A 21099-nucleotide genomic window follows, 5' to 3' on the forward strand; every position below is an offset into this window, starting at 1 on the left:
TATTGACATGTTAGTAGTCAGGCGCATGGATGCGCCTGCGCGGCGGCTAGCCGCGGGAGACAGGGCCTGACATGTGCAGGCCCTGTCGTTGCAGACAAATAGAAGGAAGCTATTTGTCTGCCTGACTATTAATCAATTGCAAGGCGTCGCTGAGGCTGGCGGCGAAGCCCAAAGCGCCTTCGATGGGTTTGACATTGGCTTTGGCCAGGGTGCGCAAAGGTTGAAACTGCAAGTCCGCCAGGATGAGTCGGCGCCCCCGTTGCTGGCTCAATTGGACGAACTTGTTGAATGCGGAGAGCCCGCCGGCATCCAGCAGGGACACGGCGTCCATGTACAGAATCAGCCCCTGTTTAGTCTCGGTCAGCATTTCCAGCTCGGAAAACACCCTGTCCGCTGCAGCGAAGAATAAGGGGCCGTTGATCTTATACACCGCCCAATTGTCAGGTAGCGGCGTGGAGATCAGCTTAGGATGGCTGGAGATATCAGAGACCTTGGTCATCATCGATATATCGCGCATGAACAGCAGCGCCGCCAGAACGATGCCGGCGGAGATCGCCAATACCATATCGAATAACACAGTCAGCGTGAGGCAGGTCATCAATACAAAAATATCGCCAGTAGGCGCTTTCTTGATCAGTGCGACGACTTTATGCGCTTCGCTCATATTCCACGCCACCATTAATAGCAGCGCCGCCATGGAGGCCATCGGCAGATAGGCGAGCAAGGGACCCAGGGCGATCAGACCTGCCAGGACCACTGCAGCGTGAACCATGCCGGAGACGGGGGACTCTGCGCCGGAGCGGTAGTTGGCGGTGGAGCGTGCGATGGCGGCGGTCGCGGTGATGCCGCCGAAAAATGGAACCACCAGATTGCCAATGCCCTGGCCGAGCAATTCGCCGTTGGCCTGATGGCGGCGTCCGGTCATGCCGTCCAGAACCACGGCGCACAGCAACGACTCGATAGCGCCCAACATGGCGATGGAGAACGCCGCTGGCAGAAGCCGTTCAAAGGTGCTCCAGGTCCACGCCAATGGCTGACCGTCCGGCCCAGGCTGCAGCCAGGGCCAGGTGAAGTCCGGAAATAAGCTGGGAATGCCGTGGCCCACGCCACCGTCGGCGAGCGGATAAGTAAAGCGAGAGCCGATGGTGTCTACAGGATGCCCCGCCGACGCCAGAGCGAGTGACACGGCGACGCCAAGCAGAACGGCGGGTAAATGTCCGGGGATCGGCATTTTCAGTCGCGGCCACAGTATCAGTAACGCCAGAGTGAGTGACGCCACCAGGACATTCGCCCAGTCCAGCGTCGGCAGCGCCAGCGCCAAGGTATGGATTTTGTCGATATAGGATTCCGGCATTTCGGCGAGCTTGAGTCCGAAAAAGTCTTTCACCTGTAAAGTGGCGATAACGATAGCAATACCGGAGGTGAAGCCCAGGGTGACGGATTCCGGGATGTATTCGATCAGTCTGCCCAGGCGGGCCAAAGCCAGTCCGACCAGAATGAAACCGGACATCAGCGTCGCCATCAATAGTCCTGCGAGCCCAAACTCGGATGCGATGGGGAACAAGATCACCACAAAAGCGGCGGTGGGACCGGAAATGCTGAGGCGGGAGCCTCCGGTCAGCGCAATCAGGAACCCGGCGATCATGGCGGTGTAAAGGCCGTGTTGCGGCGGTACGCCACTGGCGATAGCCAGCGCCATGGCCAGGGGAATGGCGATAATGCCCACGGTCACGCCGGCGATCAGGTCCTTGCGAAAGCGATGGAGGTTATAGGGTTCTTTGATGCAGCTATCGACAAAGGCGCTAGCCAGACGTACCGAACGCAGATGCGCGCGATGTGGCATATGGACTCCGAAGATGTGAGGTTAAGGGACTCGTCGCCGGAGTGGTCCGCCGTGAGGGGGGGACGCAGTCAGACGCGCCCTTAGTTTAGCATGGCGCGAGGTCAAAATTGTTATGTGATTGATTTTAAATGAAATTATTGGTGGTTTGAGGCTTGGGTCGTTCTCAGCAGCTTTAGGCGAAGTCAGCGCAAGCCTGGAAGGTCATATCCTCGCCAAAATAGGGATGCCTAAAACTCAGTGACTGCGCATGTAGCAGTAGACGGTCGCTGGCGGCCAGCGCTTCCGGAGAAGCATAGAAACGATCGCCCAGAATTGGATGTCCAAGGGACAGCATGTGTACGCGCAGTTGATGCGAACGCCCGGTAATGGGGTATAGCTCCACCAAGGTGGCGTTTCTTTCCCGCGATAACACTCGATAGCCTGTCACCGCTGGCTTGCCGTGTTCGAAACAAACTTTCTGTTTGGGGCGGTTGGGCCAGTCGCATATCAGAGGCAGATCCACTTCGCCCTGGTCTTCCTTAATTACGCCCCAGACTTTGGCGATATAGGTTTTGCGCACTTCGCGCTCCATGAACTGCCGTTTCAGCTCCTTTTCCGCCTTGCGCCTCAGGGCCAGCACCAGCACGCCGGATGTCGCCAGGTCCAGTCGGTGTACGACATGGGATAGAGGGTGTTTCTCCTTTACCCGGCTCCAGATACTGTCATACAAATGCGCGCCGCGTCCCGGGCTGGTGAGAATGCCGCTGGGTTTGTTAACGACGATAATATCTTTGTCTTCATACAGCGTTTCCAACCAGGGTTCGGTTGGGGGAGAGTAAACGAAATTATCTTGCATGGGCGGAACGGCTGGCCAAGTGGAATAATAAGCTCCCAGGGACGGGAATCCGGCAGTTATAAGGCGGTTCGCAGGATAAATCAATCAAGTATTGTTATCGCTGAGCCGGCGGTCATACACTATCTCAGCGCTGATCTTTGGCGCGCCTGCGCCCAAAGCAAGCCAGAGATCTGATAACAATAAAACCATGGCGGGGGATAGAGAGTATGGAGCGTAGTTACCTGACGACCTTATGTTTGTTGATTTTCCATCAAATTGACGCTGCTTACTGGAAAGAGTGGGAGATGTTTCAACTTCCAGGAGGCGTACAGGGATATCTGATTTTCAACATGCTGGCGTTGCCCATACTGCTTTACGGGTATCGACAGGTGTTGCTGAAGAAACGCAACGCGCCCCTGTTTTCCTACGTCTGCGCGGGTCTCGGCATCCTCACGTTCCTGATCCATGCCGGCTTTTTTCTCACTGGTTACACGCAGTTCAAGTTACCGCTATCCATCGCGTTGATCGTCGCCTGTCTGGTCAGCGGTCTCTGGCAGTTTTTTCAGACCCGGTTATACGAAAGACATCAGCGCTGACGCGATGGCGTCAGCCTATGCCAGGTCTTGACGAAACGGTGCTTGTCACCCAGTGAGACCGCCCTGTTGTCACAGGCCTGAGCAAAAGCCTCGCGACATCGCCATGAGCACACAACTGTACGCGAGATGTAATGAATCAAGACGAAATCCGCCAGCTGATTATTCAATCCGCCGACACCAGAGGCTTCACCGATCGCCTATTAATAAAAGAGCTGCGGGCGCAACTGGCGCCATGTGCTCCCTCTGAGTTATTTGAAGGTTTGTACAGTCTATTCCTATCCGACGAAAGCAATTATAGAGATCGGCAAGAACTGGCTGGCAGGCTGCTGTACAAGCTATACCCACGGTTACGCCTGGATCTGCGGCGGGTGATAAAAGATTGCTTGGCGACCTACTACATCAGTGTGGAACAGCTGCCGCAATACCTGGTCTTGCTCTGCGGCATAGAGCGCGTTGTGATGGTCGTGAATGAACTGGCTGCGACGGAACTGACAGAAAGAGAAAGAATCAGTCTGAATGTTTTCAAATTTTGGCTGGGTATGGACTGATCACTCCGATACGCCTGAACCTACATTGTCCGCCTTATAAGATTTATGTCGCGGCAACCACAGCGATATCACCGCGCCTCTCCATTTTTATCCCGCATTAGAAAAAAACTGAAACTTAATCGTATATTTCGTCACCAAGAGAATAATGCAAATTTCTAGTGGGGACATATTGATGACTCATGGCTATGAGACCGTACAGAGTTTTTTATCTGCTTTAGGTAAAAAAGTGCAATCGAATTAAATTTGGATCGAAACGGGGTTTGTTTGTTAGAGGATGATAGAGGGTTCGTCTGGCAACTTGAAGTCTTAGGAGATGAGGTGCTGCTTTCATGTGAAATGATGAAAATAAGTGATCAGGACGGCAATTCGGCTATTTCCCTTTTGGACTTTAATCTTAATCTAAATAAAACAAAAGGCGCATGGTTCTCTCGTAATGCCTCTTCTGGAATGGATTTGCTATGTATATGTAGACCGATTATTTATCTGGATGAATATTCTTTTGAGTCATTGTTGCTCGGCTTTATGAAGTCCAGTGCTGACATTAAAGAAGAGTTAGAGTTTCAATTAAGTAAAAAAGCGGGCGCAAAGGAAAAAGAGGTGTCCCGACCAAACTTTGCTTCTTTCGTATAAGTCCATATCAATAAAATTCATTAGAATAGCCAGGAGAAGTCAATGGATCCTATCGTTGGGAACGCTGCTAGTTCAAGTCATCAGGTAAACACTGCAAATCCAGCCCAAGGCGTTGTCGGTGGTCAGAGTGTCGCTACTAGACAAAGTCAAGGAGGTCATAGCGTGGGAGGAGATGTCGCGTCGTTGGAGACGTCTCATGCTGAGGCCCCATCGGGGTTAAAGGCAAAACCTTCTGCTCAAGAAATTTATGATCATTTCAAAGGTGACTATAAGAGTGATGATAGAAGTAAACCTTATGAAATTATGAGAGAAGTTACCAAAGATAAAATTAGTTTCGACACTGAAAAGCCAAGCCTTAATGGAATTCAGAAACGGGCATATCAAGCGCTAAAAAATATGCCTATGACACTAAGGCATTATTCTACTAATCAGCAAGCAAAAGGCCAAGAGCCGCCATTTAAAAGTATTGCTTCAAACTTTGAGTTGGTGCATAACGGAGTCAAAGATCTTTCGGGCGGAAGTTCGTCAAATACGAATCAAAAGGATTGGACTCATTGCGGTAACACAGCATTTACTTTCTTTCTTGTTAGTATCGACGGGCAAGTAAGCGACAAAGCAAAATTTTTGGATAACTGCACTCATTATGCTGAGGTAGATTTATCGAGTGATAGTGCGAAATCATTAGGAGAGATATGGGCTTCGAAGGATTTACTGGATGAGCGTGATCTCGGTTCAGCAGTAGCAATTAAAGGAACCCCCTCTGAGTTCAAAGATTTGATATGCCTTCATTTGGCGAAAAAAGGGGCGCTTGGAATGAATGTAGACGCTAAGAACGCTGTGGAAAAGCTTGATACAGCTGTATTTAAGGGTCTGCCCGAAGTTAAAGTTCCAGGGGCTGTTCAAGTTGCCGAATGGAAAGCTAAATGATGGGCTTTAGTCTATATAGAAAGGCTGCTCATTCTTTTGCGTCCTGCTTTTGTCGGTATGTCGCGGCAACCACAGCGATATCACCGCAGTCGTCGCAATAAATCCAGCGGAGGTCCACAGGCAGGCGGCCAGTCCGGCAGTTTGGAACAGCCAGCCTGACAGGATGGTTCCGCATAGGCGCCCCAAGGCGTTGGCCATGTAGTAGAAGCCGACGTCGAGGGAGACGCCTTCTTCTTTGGCGTAGCTGACGATCAGGTAGCTGTGCATTGAGGAGTTGACGGCGAAGACGGCGCCGAACATCAGCAGGCCTGTGACGACGATCAGCCCCGGCGGCGCTTGCAAATACAGACCCATGGCGATCGCTGCAGGCGTCGCCGCCAAGGCGGCCGCCCAGACCACTGCGCTGGCTCCGTCTGGCGTTTTGCCCGCCGTTAGTCTGGGGGCGGCGGATTGTATAACGCCGTAGCCGATAATCCAGGCGGCGAGGAAGCCGCCCACACCCCAAAAGTCCCAACCCAGCTGTTCGCTGAGGAAAACGGGCAGGGCGACCACAAACCAGACATCCCGCGAAGCAAACAGAAACAGCCGTGCCGCGGACAGAATATTGACCGCTCGGCTTTGCGAAAAAATATCCCTGAACTTGGGTTTGTTCTTCGCTTTACCCATGTCCTGTTTCAGCCAATACAGACTGGCGATCCAGATCACCATGATCGCTATCGCCATACCCGCAACGGATCCGCGAAATCCGACCAGCGCCAGCAGGGCTCCGCCAAGAAAGAATCCGACGCCCTTCAGCGCATTTTTAGAGCCGGTCAGCAACGCCACCCACTTATATAACTTGCCTTGGGCATTGGCGGGGACCAGCAGCTTGATCGCGCTTTTTGCGCTCATCTTATTGAGGTCTTTGGCGACGCCGGACAGGGCCTGGGCGCTCATTACCCAGGGAATGCTTAACCAGGAGGAAGGAACCGTCAGCATGGCCAGCGCGATGACTTGTAGCGCCAGCCCCAGGTTCATGGTGCGATTGAGACCGATGCGGGCGCCGAGCCATCCTCCGAAAAGGTTGGTGACGACGCCGAAAAACTCATAAAAGAGAAACAGCAGCGCAATGTCCAGTGGCGCATAGCCGAGCTGGTGAAAATGCAGCACCACCAGCATCCGCAAGGCGCCGTCAGTCAGAGTGAACGCCCAGTAATTGCCAGTGATCAATAAATACTGACGCACCTGCGGCGACAGGCTGGCGATGAAGGACATAACGACTTCTGCTCCCAATGCCTCTGTTATGCGGCGCCGACCATGCGCGCCAATTCCACCGTGCGGTTCGCGTAAGCCCACTCATTGTCATACCACGCGTAGACTTTCACTTGCGTCTCGTTCACTACCATGGTTGACAGGGCGTCGATGACGCTGGAGCGGGGATCGGTGCGGTAATCAATGGACACCAGCGGGCGCTCCTCATAACCGAGGATGCCTTTCAACTCGCCCTCCGCCGCCTTTTTAAACAGTGCATTCACTTCCTCCACAGTGGTGGGCTTCTCCACTTCGAATACGCAGTCAGTGATAGAGGCATTGGCCAGGGGGACGCGAATGGCGTGTCCATTGAGGCGGCCCGACAGCTCGGGAAATATTTCCGTGATGGCGGTGGCGGAGCCGGTGGTGGTCGGAATCAGGCTCATGCCGCAGGCCCGGGCGCGACGCAGATCCTTGTGCGCGGCGTCGAGAATGGTCTGAGTGTTGGTTATATCGTGAATGGTGGTGATGGACCCATGGCGTAAGTGCAGGTTTTCATGAATGACTTTCACCACGGGGGCCAGGCAGTTGGTGGTGCAGGACGCGGCGGTGACGATGCGATGCGCCTGCGGAATGAAACAGTGATCATTGACGCCCATCACCACGTTCAAGACGCCTTCTTCTTTCACTGGCGCAGTAACCACGACGCGTTTGACGCCCTGAGCGAAGTAGGCCTGCAGTAACTCTTTTTTGCGCATTTTGCCGGAGGCCTCAATCACGACGTCGCACTCCGACCAGTCTGCGCCGGGGATGGATTTTTCCGCACTAAGAGCAATGTGTTTGCCATTGATGTCGATGCCATCATTGCTCGCCATGGCCTCATGCGCCCAGCGACCATGAACGGAATCAAAATTCAGCAGGTGGGCGTGAGTCGCCGCATTGCCGGCGGGGTCATTGATGCGTACAAACTCCACCTCTGGCCAATCCCAGGCGGCTCTAAGCGCCAGGCGACCAATGCGGCCAAAGCCGTTGATACCGATTTTTATTGTCATAACCAACTCCTGTTTGCGTTGTTTATCCAGCTATATGGCGATGCCTGCAGACTTTAGCAGCAGGAACGGGCGCTGTCGGGTTTTATCGTGCTGGCGCAGCAGCTTTTCTCCGCGGAGGAAGTCATCGCCTCCTGCTTGGCGGCGCTTGTGTCGCCATAGGTGGGAATGGCCTCCAGGCTGTGAAAAGCTTCCCAGGCGACGCCGTCTGGATCCACGGTCCAATGTTTGTTGGAGCGGGCGTAACAGCAGGCGGCGCCTTCTTCCTCTTTCATGGGGCGACCAGCGTCCTCCATTAACTGTCGCACCAGATCAAGCTCATCTTCGCTCTCCACCTGGATGCCCAGGTGATCCAAACCCTGTTTGGCGGAGCGATCAGAAATGGCGAAGTTGACCCGGGGATCATCCAGTTTCCATTTTGCGTAGTCGTCTTTAAGGATAGTCGGCTCAACAGCGAACAGACCCGAATAAAAGCGGACGCTGGCTTGCAGATCTTTGACGCTCAGGTGTACATGCAGTCGTTTCATATTGCTCTCCTTATATATGATTAAAGATATATATTTGGCTTTGGGGAACCTGCAGGCGTTAGTCGCAGCAGGCGGAACTGGCGCCGGGCCTGGCGCACATATCGGCGAGTCTGCTCCTGACCTCCTGCATAAACGCCTCGTTACCGGAGGCGGTATGTTCCAGGGTGGCCTTTACCCAGTAGGGCAGGGCCGGATTCAGACGATAGTAGACCCACTGTCCGCGCTTGCTGTCCAGAAGCAGGCCGGACTTGCGGAGCTGCGCCAGATGACGAGAAATTTTCGGTTGAATTTCCTGTAAGGCGTGAGTCAGTTCACACACGCATAACTCGCCTTCGCTTTGTATCAAGAGCATAAGACGCAGACGGGTTTCATCCGCCAGACACTTAAAGAATGAGACGGGAGTCATGATGATTTCCTGTTCCGTATATATGGAATATCATATATATGATATTCCATATGTATCAACACTAAAGAAGTGGGACAGATGCGTGCTGAAAGTCACAAGGCGTGAGGAGGTGTGAGGAAGTGTAAGGAGGAGAGAAGAATGTAACGGTAGAGAGAAAAGTAAAAATACAGGGCGCTGCTTGCGAGCGCCCAGAGGGAGGCCCAATCTCTATTGCGCAGCCGCCAGCTTCGGCTTGATTAAGCTGTTGGTCAGCGCCGTGCCGGCGAACACTACAAGGCAGCCGCTCAGCATATAAATCGTGACAGGCTCATCGAGTACGACATAACCCCAGAACATGGCGAACACTGGAATCAAATAGGTCACGGTGACCGTTTTGGTCGGACCGATACGGGAGAGCAAGCCATAGAAAATGATGTACGCCAGGGCGGTGGAGAAAACGCCCATAACGATCACTGAGATCCAGGCGGCGGCGGAAATATCTCCTTGCGGCATATAACTCCAGGTGAACGGGGCCAACGCCAGTGCGGCGGCGATCTGGCTGGCGGCGGCCAGCACCATAGGCTGCACGCCAGTGAGAAAGCGCTTGGTGTAATTGGCTGAGAAGCCGTAGCTGAGGGTGGCGGTCAAGGCGGCCATAATCGCCAGGGTGGGACCGGTCAGCGAGAATTCGCCTTTACTGACGATCAGGATGGAAACCCCAAGAAATCCGATCAACAGCCCCATTGTTTGCCAGCGGTTAAGCCAGTCTCCCAGCCAGAGCGCGGCGATGATGGCGCTCCATAAAGGCACGGCGGCGTTCAGAATGGAGGTGAAGCCGGCGCTCACGTGCAGTGTGGCGAAGCCTAACAGGACGAAGGGCAGGGCGGAGTTGCTTACTCCCAGGAAGATATAGTGGGGCGCATGAGCCCAGCGTACTTGATGTCGATACTTGACCAGCATAATGGGCGTCAGGCAGAGCGCGGCGATGGTAATGCGCAACTGCACCATCGCGACCGGACCGAATTCCGGCGCCGCGATACGCATGAACAGGAAGGAGGCGCCCCATAATCCTGCGAGGGCGAGCAGGTTGATCAAGTCTTTCTTTTCCATTGTCGACGCTCATGCAGATACGGCTGAAAGTGGCAGCATGTCTTCTTTTGCAAGCCAATGATATAGGTGAAAATATCCGGTTATTAAAGGGCTCAGAATGGTGCTTTTTCCAGCTCTAAAAGCGCTTGCTTTCTATGCAATCCACCGGCGTAACCGGTCAATGAACCATTGCCGCCGATGACGCGGTGACAGGGAATAATGACGGAGAGGGGGTTACGTCCTACCGCCGCGCCGACCGCTCGCGTGGCGCTGGGACGCCCCAAAAAGTTGGCGATCTGCTGGTAGGTAGAGAGCCGACCCGACTCAATATCCGACAGGGCGCGCCATACCTCCTGCTGAAACGCGGTGCCTTTGGGCGCCAGCGGTAAATCGAAACGCTGTAACTGGCCGGCGAAGTAGAGCTCAAGCTGGCGCGCCGCCTCCTGCAAAACGGTGCAATCAGGATTATGACGCCATGATGGAGTCAGCTCCGGGTAGTATTTCTGGCCATCGAAATAGCAACCGGTAAGCTCGTTATTCTGAGCGGCCAGACGAACGCGCCCCAAGGGCGAGTCAATATCGATATAGTCAATCATGGGATATCTCCAAACTTCTCCATAAATGCATGACGGCGTATCCGCGCCAAGGTCGCCAGTCCTCCGCCGTCAGCGCCGCCTGTTTGGCGTCTACGCCGCCCAGGGCTTTGCGCACGCCCACATCGGAGGCGGGAAAGCCGTCGGGCCAGGACATGGCGCGCAGAGCGATATATTGGGCTGTCCAGTCGCCAATGCCTGGAATGGCGTGCAACCGTTTTATTTCCTGCTCCACATTGGTGGCTGGAGTCAGGGTTAATTCGCCACGCAGCATCGCAGCGGCGATTTCCTGAATGGCGCGTACTCGCGTTCGGATCACGCCAAGGGAAGCCAGTTCCTCAATGGGCAGGTCGACCAGCGTCGCAGCGTTGGGAAAAGCGCGGTGGATCTCCGGAAATGGGGTATCGATAGGCTCGCCGAATTTGTCCACCAGCCTGGCCAGTAACGTCCGCGCCGCCGCGACGGTAATCTGTTGTCCGAGAATGGCGCGCACGGCGATTTCAAAGCCGTCCATGCCGCCGGGAATGCGTAATCCGGGGTCGCCTTGCGCCAGCGTTCCCAACACTTTATTGATCTCCTGCGGGACGCAGGAAACATCGAAAAAGGCGCGCAGACGATTAATGAGGTAGCCAATGTGGCGACTGAGCGTACTGTCCAAGCGTATGCGGATGCGAGCGGCCTCTGCTTCGTGGCTGGCCTCAAACCAGCCCACGACGGGGTTCTCTTCTGCTTCAACTCTGACAATCCTTCGATAACGTCCGTCGACGACTGCGTCCACGCCGGCAATGGTTCTGGCGTTGAGAAAGTTGAGCAGGGCGTCCCAGGCGTAAGGTGGACGGTAGGGCATCTCAAAGCTGATCATATCGGTCTGCGATGGCGCTGAACGTCGCCGCACCTTGGATGGGATCAGGCTGTAGTGCTTTTGAAACAGGTCATTAAAGCGGCGGGTGCTGTTGAACCCGGCCGCCAGCGCCACATCCGTCATGGACAAGTCGCTCTCTGTCAGTAGCTGCTTGGCCAGCAACAGACGATGCGTTTGTGAATACTGAATAGGCGACACGCCGAACTCGTTCTGAAACAGATCACGCAGATAGCGGTCGCTGACGCCAATCCGCGCAGCCAGTTGCGCCAGTGAACGTCCACGCAGAAACCCTTGCTCAATCAGGTTGGAGGCGGCGCGGGCGAGCTGCCGCTTGCTATCCACCGCCGCCAGTCCGGGAGCGAGTTCCGGCCGGCATTTCAAACAGGGACGAAAGCCGCCGTTTTCCGCTGCTGCGGCGCTACGGAAAAACAACGTATTTTCCTTCTTTGGCTTACGGACGGCGCAGACGGGTCGGCAATACACACCGGTGCTGGTGACGCCGACAAAAAAGCAGCCGTCAAAGCGCTGGTCTCTGCTGATCAGAGCGTTATAACAGGTATCATGGTCGAGGTTGGCGTTTGTCATCATAGAGGCTATGCTAGTCCTCAATACGAAGCCTGTCTCGCCATTTTCGGAACTGTTGTTTTTTCATTCCCGACAGACCGTTTTTCACTTCAGGCAGTTCGTTGTATTATCCGGAAGACCGGTCCCTGCAATTGCGCTGAATGATAACCAGGAGCTTATATGGCCTATACGCCCGAGCTGATTGACGAAATCGAGATCCTCGCTAAATACAATCTCACCACGACCCAGGAAGGGCTAAAAGTGCACCAGACTGCAGGGCAGAAAATGGTGACGGCGGCGAAAAGGCTGCATGCGAAAGGGCTGATCACCCAGGCGGACGGCGGCTATCTTACCAGCCTCGGCCACGACGCGGCGGAACACGCCCAGGCCCTGCTGACCATATTGAAGCCGGTTTGAGTGTCTCCGGGGCTCAGCAGGCGCTGAGTCCCGATTCATTGGTGCTGTCCTTCTGCCGACGCCCCACAAGCAAAATATTCCTCGGCGTTATCTCGCGACTACAAAACTCCCGCATTGTCACCTCATAGCCCTGCTCTTGCAGAAACAGAGCGCGATCAAGCGCCAGCCAGATTTCCAGTGGGCGGCGAAACAGATGTCTCACCAGTTCTATTCTGCGCACTTCGCGATAACGAGAGCGGCCAGCTGCTGCGAACTGAACGTAGTCGATATCCTCAGGCAATATGAGTTGTTTTTCCTGCGCCGCCCATGCGCAGAAGGCGGTGAAGTCGCCATTCAGCATCGCTTTGGGAAGCGATGGCGTGGGAAGGTATTCGTCTTTATTGCGTAATTGACGCTGTAGCGCGTCGAATCCGAGACGCCATTGGCTTTCCTTCTCTCTCTGTGCGCGTTCTTTCGCTGAAGCGGTCACTGTCTCCTGCACCGAGAGGGAAACGTCTTTCAATGACAAGGTTAGACTGGCTTGACGGGCGGCTGCGGAGAGCGGCTGGTAATGTGCGCCGAGACAGAGTTTATGGTAGCAACATGGCGCGATGGCGAGGCCATCCGCCGCACCCTCCACACAGGCGCGCAACAGGTTGACGTGTAACTGCCCGCAAGCGTGAAGACCCAGGCGCCACCCTCCGCGATACTCCTCCTTATAGGAATCGAACGGCTGTAGCAAGTCCTGTCGAACATAGCGGATCGGCAATTTCTGCTTATCAGCCAATGCCTGTCCGCTCTCACATAATTGCGCGTCCAGTTCAAAACAATACATCGTCACGTCGTTGGCGCCCGTGATGGCGCGAGCGAGGTGGCCTTTGCCTGAGCACCAGTCGTGAACGCGTCCGCTCAGCGGCGGAAGGGCGGCGGCGAAGGCGGTAACCTGCCGCCATTTGCGTCCGGGCGCATGCACGGCGTCAAAAGACGAAAATGTCAAAGGACGACTTGACGCAGCGACCAACTCACTGGCCCGCAACAACTCCTGCAGCCAGGGAAAAAATGGCTGAGCAATGTCCTGAAACCGGGCTGGTTCGGTGGAGCAGATGTCGACCTCTGCATCGGACAGACGACTGACCGCGTTATAGAGTTCCGGATGCGCATGGCGCCAACTCGGATGGACTGTTTCAAAAGGGCGCGGCTTCCAAAAATAGTCATGCTCGGCGAGCAGGGCGTCGAGGGATTGGAAGCGTTGAAGCAGATCCAGATCGCCCCGCTCAGAGAGGGCGTCAGGATGCAGCGGGACAGCGGCTGGCATTAAGTTTAATAATTGATCAGGTGGAAGGTGCGCAGATTTTATAGCGAATTCGGTGTTTGGCAAGTGAAATGTTAATGCCTGATAACGTGAAAGTCCTTGGTGGAGGAGCGCTTCGCCGTGACCTTGCGCGCGCCTTTCGTTATATTGCACGGGTTTTGCTTAAGCCAAAAAACACACTCGCTTTTTCAGGTAGGAAGATATCCATGATGAGTACGACCGAACCGCTATGGAAACAGATGCTGGCCGGCGCGCAAATGCTATTTGTCGCATTTGGCGCACTGGTGTTGATGCCTCTCATTACCGGACTGGATACCAATGTCGCATTATTCACCGCCGGCATGGGCACCTTGTTGTTCCACCTGATTACCGGCGGCCAGGTTCCTATCTTTCTGGCTTCTTCATTTGCTTTTATCGCGCCGATTATGGCGGCGAAATCCACTTTCGGGTTGCCCGCCACTATGGGAGGGCTGATCGCCGCTGGTCTGACCTACATGGTTTTGAGCGCAGCGGTGAAGTTCAGAGGAACCGGATTTCTGGACCGTTTATTGCCGCCGGTGGTGGTGGGGCCGGTGATCATGTCCATAGGTTTGGGCCTGGCGCCGGTGGCCGCCAACATGGCGATGGGCAAAAGCGGTAATGGCGCTCTACAGTTGGTGCCCTACGATACGGCATTGATGATATCCCTGCCTGCGCTGGCGTTGACATTGGTGGTGGCGGTCATGGGCAAGGGGCTGTTGCGTTTGTTGCCGATATTGTGCGGCGTGGCGTTTGGATATGCGTTGTCGTGGATTTTCGGCGTGGTGGATATGACTCCAGTTCTCAACGCTGATTGGATTGGGCTGCCCGCTTTTGTGGCGCCGGAGTTCAGTTGGGGAGCGATTCTGTTCATGATACCTGTCGCGTTGGCGCCGGCCGTGGAGCATATCGGCGATATTCTGGCGATCAGCTCGGTCACTGGCAAAAACTACCTGCAAAAGCCAGGCTTGCATCGCACTCTGCTCGGCGATGGCGTGGCCACCTCCGTCGCGGCGGCGTTTGGCGGGCCGCCCAATACGACCTACTCAGAGGTGACGGGCGCTGTGATGCTGACCAAAAACTACAATCCCAAAATCATGATCTGGGCGGCGGTCATCGCTATCGCGTTGGCGTTTATCGGCAAATTCGGCGCGGCGTTGCAGACGATTCCGGTCCCCGTGATGGGAGGCATATTGTGTCTGCTGTTCGGTTCTATCGCCGCGGTGGGAATGAATTCACTGATTCGCCATCAGGTGGATTTGAGTGAAGCCCGTAATCTGGTGATAGTCGGCGTCACGCTGGTGTTCGGGATTGGCGGTATGGTGATAGGAGATGGAGAGTTGGGTCTGAAGGGAATATCACTGTGCGCATTCGTCGCGATTATTCTGAATGTGCTATTGCCGATGCCCGCTGGGCGGCAGGAGCATATTGAGCGGGTAGAGGATATGATCTGATCACGGTGAGGGCGGCATTGGCCGCCCTTTTATTAATCTGGCGTCCTATCAATGGGAATGAGGAACGGGAACATGATAGATGTCGCCTCCCACTTCCAACACATAATATTCTGGCGAGCCTCTGTAGCGCATAATCATCATGGACTTGGCGGCCTCAATATAGTGAGCTTCCACTTTAAGGGGCAGTTTTGCGTTAGGACGCATTTCCTCGCCTTTTTCGTTCAGTACTACCATCCTGCCGTCACTGGTCATCGTAATCCTGAATGACGCATATTTGTCCACATTTTTAGGGTCGTGTTTTTCCCCGGTATTCGGATGGTTAGGGAAATTTGGGTCTCCGTCGCTGGGTTTGGTTCCCGGAGTATGAGCGCAGGCGCTGAGGGAAAGGGAAGATCCCAAAGCAAGGGTGTAAAGCAGCTTCATCATTCTCATTATCATCTCCTTGTTTTTACGTTTTTTATTTAGAAAGACAGCTGTATGCGGCTGTATAGGAATCTTTTCGGGTAATACCCAGGATAATCCAGCTCACTGTTCAGGATTTCTTTGTTTTTATCAAAGATGTTGTCGACGCCAAACTGCAGCTCTCCGAAGCGGCGTGGCAATTTGTAATCCAGGCGAATATTGAAGGTCCAAAGATGAGTGTCAAAGTCTCTTTGATCATCAGAGGCGAAAGAGGCCTTTATCTTTTGGTCAGTGTATATGCTCTCCATTCGCATAGAGAGGTGTCTGGGGAGATAAAGCGTGACGCCTAATGGGAGGCTGTGTGTTTTCACTCGGTAAATAGACCCTGAGCTAAACTGCTTGTCCTCTAAATCCTGATCTTCATACTCGTAGGCGATATCCAGGGTGGCGGAAGAAGAAAGGGCGCCAAAGTAATAGAGTCTGTAGTTTTCAAACTCATGATGTGGTCTTTCCGGTTCTTCCTGTAGAAGCTTTGGACGAATATCTACGGTGCGTCGCATCGCTTCCAAGCCGGCGCCGAAGCGGCTACCAAGCTTATAATCCATTGCTGCGGCGTAGGTCTTTATATCTGAGCCATTAGGGTCGTCATACAGCTGATTGAAACCTAGGATATGCGCCGGCTCGATGGTGCGGTCTGCGGCAATATCGCGTTTGAGGGATCTATATGTCGCCAGTCGGAATGTAAGCTGTTCAGTTGGCGTGAATTCAACACCGAATTTGGGGGACCATTGTTTAATTTCGTCAGTGGCGCTGTCGCTAATATCGATGTCCGGTAACGGGAATGGAAAATCAAAGAAAGTGTTGCGCTCTACTTCAAGCCGCAAATTATCGTAGGTTGCGCCAATCAATAGAAATACTGATTCTGACGGCTGGATTCCAAAATAGGTATATATATTTCGGTGGGTTATGTCGTCGTCGTTATTGATATATCCAGCAGGGTTCTGGATGTTCGTTTTCGTTTCAATCGAAGCCCTGCCAGCGCCTATTTGGGCATAGAAGTTTGAGGCGGTATGGATATATTGCACCTCGTAAGTACGCGGCTTACGGTCTGAAAAGGTATCTGCGGCAGCCAGCGCTTGCTCTTCCTCGAACTCCTGGCGAATAGCGGAAAACAGCCAACTGTTGTGATTGTCCAGGCGACTGGCTAATCCAACTCTGTAGGTTTTCGTATCTACACTGCGGCTCTCTGGATCGGTGTCTGGGGCAATGGTTTTCAGTTTAAACAGATGATCATCTTTTTCAGCCTTCCGCGCTTCCAATTGAATGCTGATGGAAGGATGGACTTGCCATTGCAAAAGCCCGTTGTAGATATTCTGTTCCTGATCCAATCCGTTGCGGAAGCCATCGCTTTCATAGTGATACTGGCCGAAGCTGGCGCTCACCGGGCCCTGTAAGCCGGAGACGACGATGTCTTCTCCCCAGGTGTCGTCGCTGCCGACAAAGCCGTTGGTCAGACCGTAAACCCCATCTTGTAGAAACAAGGGATGGTATTCATTGACGCCGCTACGGGATGGGCCAAGTCCTTCCACGATAGGCAGTCCAGTCTCGTAGAGTTGCGGTTGCAGCGGATAAGCGGTGATGGGCTGCCAGAGTTGCGCCTGCATCAGTTCGGAAACCCGGGCGGCCTGATGATTGGGTTGCGACAGGTAGCGATCCGCCAGCAAACGATGGCCGTCGGCGCTGGTCGGATCTTGTCTGAGCGCTTCCCAGCCCTCTAAAAGCACCGCCTGGTCGAAGCCCGCTTCACCATAGGCGCGAGCTAATGCTGCGCTGCGGGCGGCGGAGTCGCTTTGCAGCAGCCCGTCTGAACGGTACACGGCGCGATTGCGGTTCAGCTGCTTCGATTGTTCCAATTCTTCTATGGCTCCGACCGGATCATTGCTGAAGAGCTTGTTGACGCCCTCATAAAAGTATGGCGTTGGGTCCTGCGGATCGCGCTCTTTCGCCAGCAGCCACTGCTCATTGGCGTCGTCGCTGCGTTTTTCTTCAAAATAGGCGCGCCCCAGATAGCTGCGTAAGACGGCGTTGTTGGGGGACAGACTGACGGCGACTTCGAGGTCGTTGCGTCCTCCCTCCAGATCGCCGCTGCGTAATTTGGTCAGCCCCAGACCCAGCCAGGCGTCAGGAACGCCCGGGTCTGTTTTGATCGCGCTTTGGAAATGGGCGTCGGCGTCGGACAGTTTGTGTTCGAATAACGCAATAAATCCCGCAGCGATTTGAGCCTGAGGATGAGCGGGGGAGACTTCCGTTGCGCGTCCGGCTGCATATTTTGCATCGCTATATGCGCCGGAAGTAAGCTGAAGCTCAGCCAGACGGGTCCATGCGATGACGCTATGGGGCGCGCTCACTGTCGCTCTTTCGGCGGCGGCAATGGCTTCCGGCAAATTTAAGTTAGCCTGCCAGGCGTAAGAGAGTGCGAGCTGTGCGGACGGGCTGTCAGCACGCAGGGTGACGGCGTCCTGCGCCAGTCGCAATGCCTGCTGAGATTGACTGTTGACCGCAGCGAGCACGGCTTTCATCGCCAGTGCGAGATGCCCCATGCGCTGATCATCTTGCATGGGCCTTAAGAGATCGTCAGCTTCCTGTTGCTGCCCGGAAGTTAACAATATTGCAGCGCGGGCCAGCTTGATGGACGGCTCGTCAGTTGTGCTATTTGAATACTCGCGTAACGCTTGTAACGCCGCATCCGGGCGATTGCGGCCAGTCATTTCCTGGGCCTTGGTCAATGCGTCGGCGGCAGCGCCATCGCTTATGGCGACCAGCTCGGTCAGCACCGTGCCTGGAGGGTAATAAATCGCCCAGGCCACAGTGTCCTGCGTATTGACCTTTAAACTGCGCAGGTGCGCGCCCGCATCGCTGCGTGCTTGCTCGCCCTGGGTCAGCCTCTGGCGTTCCGTGTCGGTGAAAGCCAGCACTTTGCCCTCGATCACCGTGACGGAGCCGCTTTGCGTAGCCTCCACGACGAACTCGGTGCCTTCCACCATTGCGTTTACGTAGGGAGTATCGACTTCAAACCGGTTGACGATGCGGCTGAGAAAGTGTGCGACGCCTTGCTTGAGCTGCACCCAGAAACTTTCTTTCTCAACGTTGTCGGGAAAGCGCATGATAGCGTTCTGATTCAGGCGCATGTAGGTGTTGTTGCGGAGATAAATGGAGGCGCGACTATCCTGGCCCGTGCGCAGAGTGTCTCCTGGACAGAGATACTGCTCAGGCTTTAACGAGGTCCAGGATTGTTGGGGGAATGACTTTTCCAGCGTTCCCTGGACGGCGATGACTTTGCCCATCCAGTCCGCGCAGGGAGGCGCGGCGACAGAAGCTTCCGACAGCGTCAGGCTAATGGATAATAATGCTCCGCATGAAACACGACACAGCAATTGGCCACGCAGCAATAGGCCCACGGCGATCTCCTTAACGGGTACCGCAATATTGATGTTCAGGCTGACAACTACGTGAGGACAACGCGCCGGATTCAGGAGACAGCTTCCGGCAAGCTCAATATCCGCCCAGATAGATGACTATGTTTATATATCGATGCGACTTTAATGATTGGAATTATCCCTAAGGATTAAATCCGGATACAGAGAAGTCCACCTGTCTTTTGGCTTATTCAACACTCGGAAAAGTGTCGCATAGTCATGTAATAATTCTGAGAGGATTGTAGCAGTAAATCCAGGCATTAGTGCCGGTAATTCAGTGGAAAAATTCCAATAAACTCATATAAATGGACTAGACCTTGCTTAATTGGGAAACAAATTCCCGTGGGGTATCGTATGTTGACTGTGAGGATATTGCATCACATTGGCGCAGGTAATATTTGCATACGGAATCGGCGCTATTTTCGTGCAGGCGCGCAAAAAGAGCCCGAGCTTGCGCAATCTCACCCAGATCCAGGTAATGCAGCGCTTGCCGAAACGCGATTTCATTATCATAACTCCAGCTGTCCTGCATCAGACTGAATAAGGCGACAGGATGCTGTTTGCCTTGTAGTAGAAATCGTCCCAGGGCGCGTAGAGAGCTGGACTGGATATCAGCGCAGGTCTCACTGATCAGCGTGTCCGTTCCCAGTAATTTATTGGCGTTTTCGATGCGCGATGTCGTGTTGACAATATCGCCCATCGCCCGGTATTCAAAGTGGTCGGAAGCGCCGAAATGGCCCAGCACCACCTCGCCGGCGTGCAGGCCGATACGAGTGGGGAGCGGCGAATCCGGATACTGTTGATTGAACAGGTCTATGGACGCGCGCAACGCCTTCAATGCAGGCTCGATCGTCGTCCAGGTCTTATCGGTAGGTATGTGCGGCCAAAGCGCGATTACGCCATCACCCGCCACATCGGAAATGATGCCGCCATGTTGGCGAATTGGCGTGAGCACGGCCTGATAGTAGCTGTCCATAATCTGACTCAGTCGCTCCGGCGGCACGTTTTCGGACAGCGTCGTATACCCTGCGGCGTCGGTTGCGAGGCACACGCCAAACAGCTTTTGTTGTTGCGGCAGCCCTGGCTGGCTGGCCAGGCGCTTAATTTCATTCGCCGGAATATAGCGACCAAAGGCCAGCTCCAGACGGCGTTTCTGCTGGTCGATAATCTGCATGCGCCGCCATACTCCATGCAACGCCGCAGCGGGAGTGAGTCCCAGGACGGGCGTCATCCAGGGAAGCCAGAAATAACTCTGTACGAACAACGCGTACGTCAGCGCCATATAGCCTGCGCCAAGCAAACACAGCATCAGCAACCCGCGTCCGGGGGAGGCAAGATTGCTCAATATGAACGCCAGTGCGGCGTACAGCAGCGTTACGGCGAACCAGACTCCCAGATGATAACGTACGGCGCTGTTTTCCAGCAGATTGGCGTAAGCGGTGGCGGCCAGCTCTACGCCACTGATGTCCAAGCCGGTGTCTGGGGTGAAGGGGGTATAAAAGCCATCGCGCTGGTCGGGTTGGTATTCCGCCGCATAGCCGATGAAGACAGTCGCATCGCGTAGGAGATCGGCGTAATCATCAGGGCGGGCAAGGAGATTCTCCATAAAGATGGTGGGAATAGAGCGGGGCGGACCATAAAAATTATACAGCTGCGTTGGCCGCAGTTCCTGCAAACGGGCGACGACGGCGCCGCGATCAGGCGCGCGTTGCAGCAGCGCCGCAGCGGGCATCGCCCAGCGTGACGGGTTGGCAGGCTGGAGTAGCCAGAAGCGGCTGATTTTGGAAGACACCTTCGGCAGTGCAAAAGGCGCTGTCGTCGCCGCTGCATTCGCGAAAATGGGGTGCGGTTCGCTGACGCTGTCCGCGACAATGCGGCGGCCATCCACATTGGTGATGCGCCGCATGCTGAAAGCGAACAACGCCACTTTGCCGCTGCGTGTCATAGCGTCGGCGAAACGTGCGTCCGCCACAGGGTCGCGGGCTTCTCTGAAATAGATGTCGAACGCAATCAAACCGACCTGCTGAGCGTCCAATGTGTCCACCAGCTCCCCGTAAACTGAACGGGGCCATTCGGTGAGCCGGGCCGGCGTCTGTAAGTACGCTGCGGTGTTTTCCGTAATGGCGACCACTGCCACTTTAGGAGGAGGGGACCTCTCTCCACGCAGATGAAACAGCGTATCCAATCCGAAACCTTCCTCCATGCTCTGACCGACCGGCGTGATCAGGCTGAGCGCCAAAACCAGGCTCAGCAGCAAGGGCGGCAGCCACAATCTCAAGTGCTGTCGAAGAGGCGGACGGTATCGTGGTTGTTTGGACATCTGATTAATTTTTACGGAAAAATCACTCACTAGCGCGTAACATATAAAACATAGCCGGGGACGG

Annotated in this window: 19 protein-coding genes; 6 read left to right on the forward strand and 13 right to left on the reverse strand. The window is 54.5% G+C overall.

What is annotated here, in order from left to right:
- Window positions 1-109 precede the first annotated feature (109 nt).
- Both dauA and rluA read right to left on the reverse strand, forming a co-directional pair.
- On the reverse strand, window positions 110-1843 hold the full coding sequence (gene dauA, locus O5O45_RS04345) for a C4-dicarboxylic acid transporter DauA (RefSeq protein WP_305904049.1): 1734 nt from the start codon (window positions 1841-1843) through the stop codon (window positions 110-112).
- A 172-nt stretch (window positions 1844-2015) separates the two neighbouring features.
- The gene (gene rluA / locus O5O45_RS04350) at window positions 2016-2678 is read right to left on the reverse strand and encodes a bifunctional tRNA pseudouridine(32) synthase/23S rRNA pseudouridine(746) synthase RluA (RefSeq protein ID WP_305904050.1); all 663 of its coding nucleotides are present in this window, start codon (window positions 2676-2678) and stop codon (window positions 2016-2018) included.
- Between the two features lie 206 nt (window positions 2679-2884).
- Between rluA and O5O45_RS04355 the strand changes: the two genes are divergently transcribed.
- The 4 genes from O5O45_RS04355 (at window position 2885) to O5O45_RS04370 (ending at window position 5358) form a co-directional block, all read left to right on the forward strand.
- Complete coding sequence (locus O5O45_RS04355) at window positions 2885-3253, forward strand: DUF6713 family protein (protein ID WP_305904051.1); 369 nt, start codon at window positions 2885-2887, stop codon at window positions 3251-3253.
- Between the two features lie 131 nt (window positions 3254-3384).
- A complete protein-coding gene (locus tag O5O45_RS04360; protein ID WP_305904052.1) occupies window positions 3385-3801 on the forward strand; it encodes a hypothetical protein in 417 nt (138 codons plus the stop codon).
- A 243-nt stretch (window positions 3802-4044) separates the two neighbouring features.
- A complete protein-coding gene (locus tag O5O45_RS04365) occupies window positions 4045-4431 on the forward strand; it encodes a CesT family type III secretion system chaperone (RefSeq protein ID WP_305904053.1) in 387 nt (128 codons plus the stop codon).
- 42 nt (window positions 4432-4473) lie between these two features.
- Window positions 4474-5358: a hypothetical protein gene (locus O5O45_RS04370; protein ID WP_305904054.1), complete on the forward strand. Its 885-nt coding sequence runs from the start codon at window positions 4474-4476 to the stop codon at window positions 5356-5358.
- A 6-nt stretch (window positions 5359-5364) separates the two neighbouring features.
- Here O5O45_RS04370 and arsJ read toward each other — a convergent pair whose 3' ends face one another.
- From arsJ to O5O45_RS04405, 7 genes are all read right to left on the reverse strand, one after another.
- Window positions 5365-6612 carry an organoarsenical effux MFS transporter ArsJ gene (gene arsJ, locus O5O45_RS04375; protein WP_305904055.1) on the reverse strand — a complete coding sequence of 416 codons (1248 nt, stop codon included), beginning with the start codon at window positions 6610-6612 and terminating at the stop codon, window positions 5365-5367.
- Window positions 6613-6638: 26 nt separating this feature from the next.
- The gene (locus O5O45_RS04380) at window positions 6639-7640 is read right to left on the reverse strand and encodes an ArsJ-associated glyceraldehyde-3-phosphate dehydrogenase (RefSeq protein ID WP_305904056.1); all 1002 of its coding nucleotides are present in this window, start codon (window positions 7638-7640) and stop codon (window positions 6639-6641) included.
- A 53-nt stretch (window positions 7641-7693) separates the two neighbouring features.
- Entirely contained in the window at window positions 7694-8164 is a 471-nt protein-coding gene (locus tag O5O45_RS04385) for an ArsI/CadI family heavy metal resistance metalloenzyme (RefSeq protein WP_305904057.1), read from the reverse strand.
- A 58-nt stretch (window positions 8165-8222) separates the two neighbouring features.
- Window positions 8223-8570: a metalloregulator ArsR/SmtB family transcription factor gene (locus O5O45_RS04390; RefSeq protein ID WP_305904058.1), complete on the reverse strand. Its 348-nt coding sequence runs from the start codon at window positions 8568-8570 to the stop codon at window positions 8223-8225.
- A gap of 207 nt (window positions 8571-8777) precedes the next feature.
- A complete protein-coding gene (locus O5O45_RS04395; protein WP_305904059.1) occupies window positions 8778-9659 on the reverse strand; it encodes a DMT family transporter in 882 nt (293 codons plus the stop codon).
- 92 nt (window positions 9660-9751) lie between these two features.
- Window positions 9752-10234, reverse strand: coding sequence for a methylated-DNA--[protein]-cysteine S-methyltransferase (locus O5O45_RS04400; RefSeq protein WP_305904060.1), 483 nt, complete (start codon window positions 10232-10234; stop codon window positions 9752-9754).
- A complete protein-coding gene (locus tag O5O45_RS04405; RefSeq protein WP_305904061.1) occupies window positions 10227-11681 on the reverse strand; it encodes a DNA-3-methyladenine glycosylase 2 family protein in 1455 nt (484 codons plus the stop codon). Before O5O45_RS04405 ends, O5O45_RS04400 begins: the two co-directional genes overlap by 8 nt.
- Window positions 11682-11837: 156 nt before the next feature.
- Here O5O45_RS04405 and O5O45_RS04410 point away from each other — a divergent pair, with 156 nt between their 5' ends.
- Entirely contained in the window at window positions 11838-12074 is a 237-nt protein-coding gene (locus O5O45_RS04410) for a TIGR02647 family protein (RefSeq protein WP_011398411.1), read from the forward strand.
- A 13-nt stretch (window positions 12075-12087) separates the two neighbouring features.
- Here O5O45_RS04410 and O5O45_RS04415 read toward each other — a convergent pair whose 3' ends face one another.
- A complete protein-coding gene (locus O5O45_RS04415) occupies window positions 12088-13368 on the reverse strand; it encodes a methyltransferase (protein ID WP_305904062.1) in 1281 nt (426 codons plus the stop codon).
- Between the two features lie 203 nt (window positions 13369-13571).
- On the opposite strand from O5O45_RS04415, the gene O5O45_RS04420 reads away from it, so the two are divergent.
- The gene (locus tag O5O45_RS04420; RefSeq protein ID WP_305904063.1) at window positions 13572-14837 is read left to right on the forward strand and encodes a uracil-xanthine permease family protein; all 1266 of its coding nucleotides are present in this window, start codon (window positions 13572-13574) and stop codon (window positions 14835-14837) included.
- A 48-nt stretch (window positions 14838-14885) separates the two neighbouring features.
- Here O5O45_RS04420 and O5O45_RS04425 read toward each other — a convergent pair whose 3' ends face one another.
- The 3 genes from O5O45_RS04425 to O5O45_RS04435 all read right to left on the reverse strand — a co-directional run bounded on the left by O5O45_RS04425 (window position 14886) and on the right by O5O45_RS04435 (window position 21035).
- Window positions 14886-15269 carry a hypothetical protein gene (locus O5O45_RS04425; RefSeq protein WP_305904064.1) on the reverse strand — a complete coding sequence of 128 codons (384 nt, stop codon included), beginning with the start codon at window positions 15267-15269 and terminating at the stop codon, window positions 14886-14888.
- A gap of 29 nt (window positions 15270-15298) precedes the next feature.
- Complete coding sequence (locus tag O5O45_RS04430) at window positions 15299-18697, reverse strand: FecR domain-containing protein (RefSeq protein ID WP_305904065.1); 3399 nt, start codon at window positions 18695-18697, stop codon at window positions 15299-15301.
- Between the two features lie 328 nt (window positions 18698-19025).
- Window positions 19026-21035 (reverse strand): CHASE2 domain-containing protein, encoded by a 2010-nt coding sequence (locus O5O45_RS04435; RefSeq protein WP_305904066.1) that lies wholly within the window; start codon window positions 21033-21035, stop codon window positions 19026-19028.
- Between the last annotated feature and the right edge of the window lie 64 nt (window positions 21036-21099).

This window comes from Hahella sp. HNIBRBA332, from assembly GCF_030719035.1.
Classification (GTDB): domain Bacteria; phylum Pseudomonadota; class Gammaproteobacteria; order Pseudomonadales; family Oleiphilaceae; genus Hahella.

Excerpts from the sequence above, each read along its gene's own strand:
- dauA (WP_305904049.1), bottom strand. The coding sequence starts at position 1,843 with ATGCCACATCGCGCGCATCTGCGTTCGGTACGTCTGGCTAGCGCCTTT.
- rluA (WP_305904050.1), bottom strand. The coding sequence starts at position 2,678 with ATGCAAGATAATTTCGTTTACTCTCCCCCAACCGAACCCTGGTTGGAA.
- O5O45_RS04355 (WP_305904051.1), top strand. The coding sequence starts at position 2,885 with ATGGAGCGTAGTTACCTGACGACCTTATGTTTGTTGATTTTCCATCAA.
- O5O45_RS04360 (WP_305904052.1), top strand. The coding sequence starts at position 3,385 with ATGAATCAAGACGAAATCCGCCAGCTGATTATTCAATCCGCCGACACC.
- O5O45_RS04370 (WP_305904054.1), top strand. The coding sequence starts at position 4,474 with ATGGATCCTATCGTTGGGAACGCTGCTAGTTCAAGTCATCAGGTAAAC.
- arsJ (WP_305904055.1), bottom strand. The coding sequence starts at position 6,612 with ATGTCCTTCATCGCCAGCCTGTCGCCGCAGGTGCGTCAGTATTTATTG.
- O5O45_RS04380 (WP_305904056.1), bottom strand. The coding sequence starts at position 7,640 with ATGACAATAAAAATCGGTATCAACGGCTTTGGCCGCATTGGTCGCCTG.
- O5O45_RS04385 (WP_305904057.1), bottom strand. The coding sequence starts at position 8,164 with ATGAAACGACTGCATGTACACCTGAGCGTCAAAGATCTGCAAGCCAGC.
- O5O45_RS04390 (WP_305904058.1), bottom strand. The coding sequence starts at position 8,570 with ATGACTCCCGTCTCATTCTTTAAGTGTCTGGCGGATGAAACCCGTCTG.
- O5O45_RS04395 (WP_305904059.1), bottom strand. The coding sequence starts at position 9,659 with ATGGAAAAGAAAGACTTGATCAACCTGCTCGCCCTCGCAGGATTATGG.
- O5O45_RS04400 (WP_305904060.1), bottom strand. The coding sequence starts at position 10,234 with ATGATTGACTATATCGATATTGACTCGCCCTTGGGGCGCGTTCGTCTG.
- O5O45_RS04405 (WP_305904061.1), bottom strand. The coding sequence starts at position 11,681 with ATGATGACAAACGCCAACCTCGACCATGATACCTGTTATAACGCTCTG.
- O5O45_RS04410 (WP_011398411.1), top strand. The coding sequence starts at position 11,838 with ATGGCCTATACGCCCGAGCTGATTGACGAAATCGAGATCCTCGCTAAA.
- O5O45_RS04415 (WP_305904062.1), bottom strand. The coding sequence starts at position 13,368 with ATGCCAGCCGCTGTCCCGCTGCATCCTGACGCCCTCTCTGAGCGGGGC.
- O5O45_RS04420 (WP_305904063.1), top strand. The coding sequence starts at position 13,572 with ATGATGAGTACGACCGAACCGCTATGGAAACAGATGCTGGCCGGCGCG.
- O5O45_RS04425 (WP_305904064.1), bottom strand. The coding sequence starts at position 15,269 with ATGAGAATGATGAAGCTGCTTTACACCCTTGCTTTGGGATCTTCCCTT.
- O5O45_RS04435 (WP_305904066.1), bottom strand. The coding sequence starts at position 21,035 with ATGTCCAAACAACCACGATACCGTCCGCCTCTTCGACAGCACTTGAGA.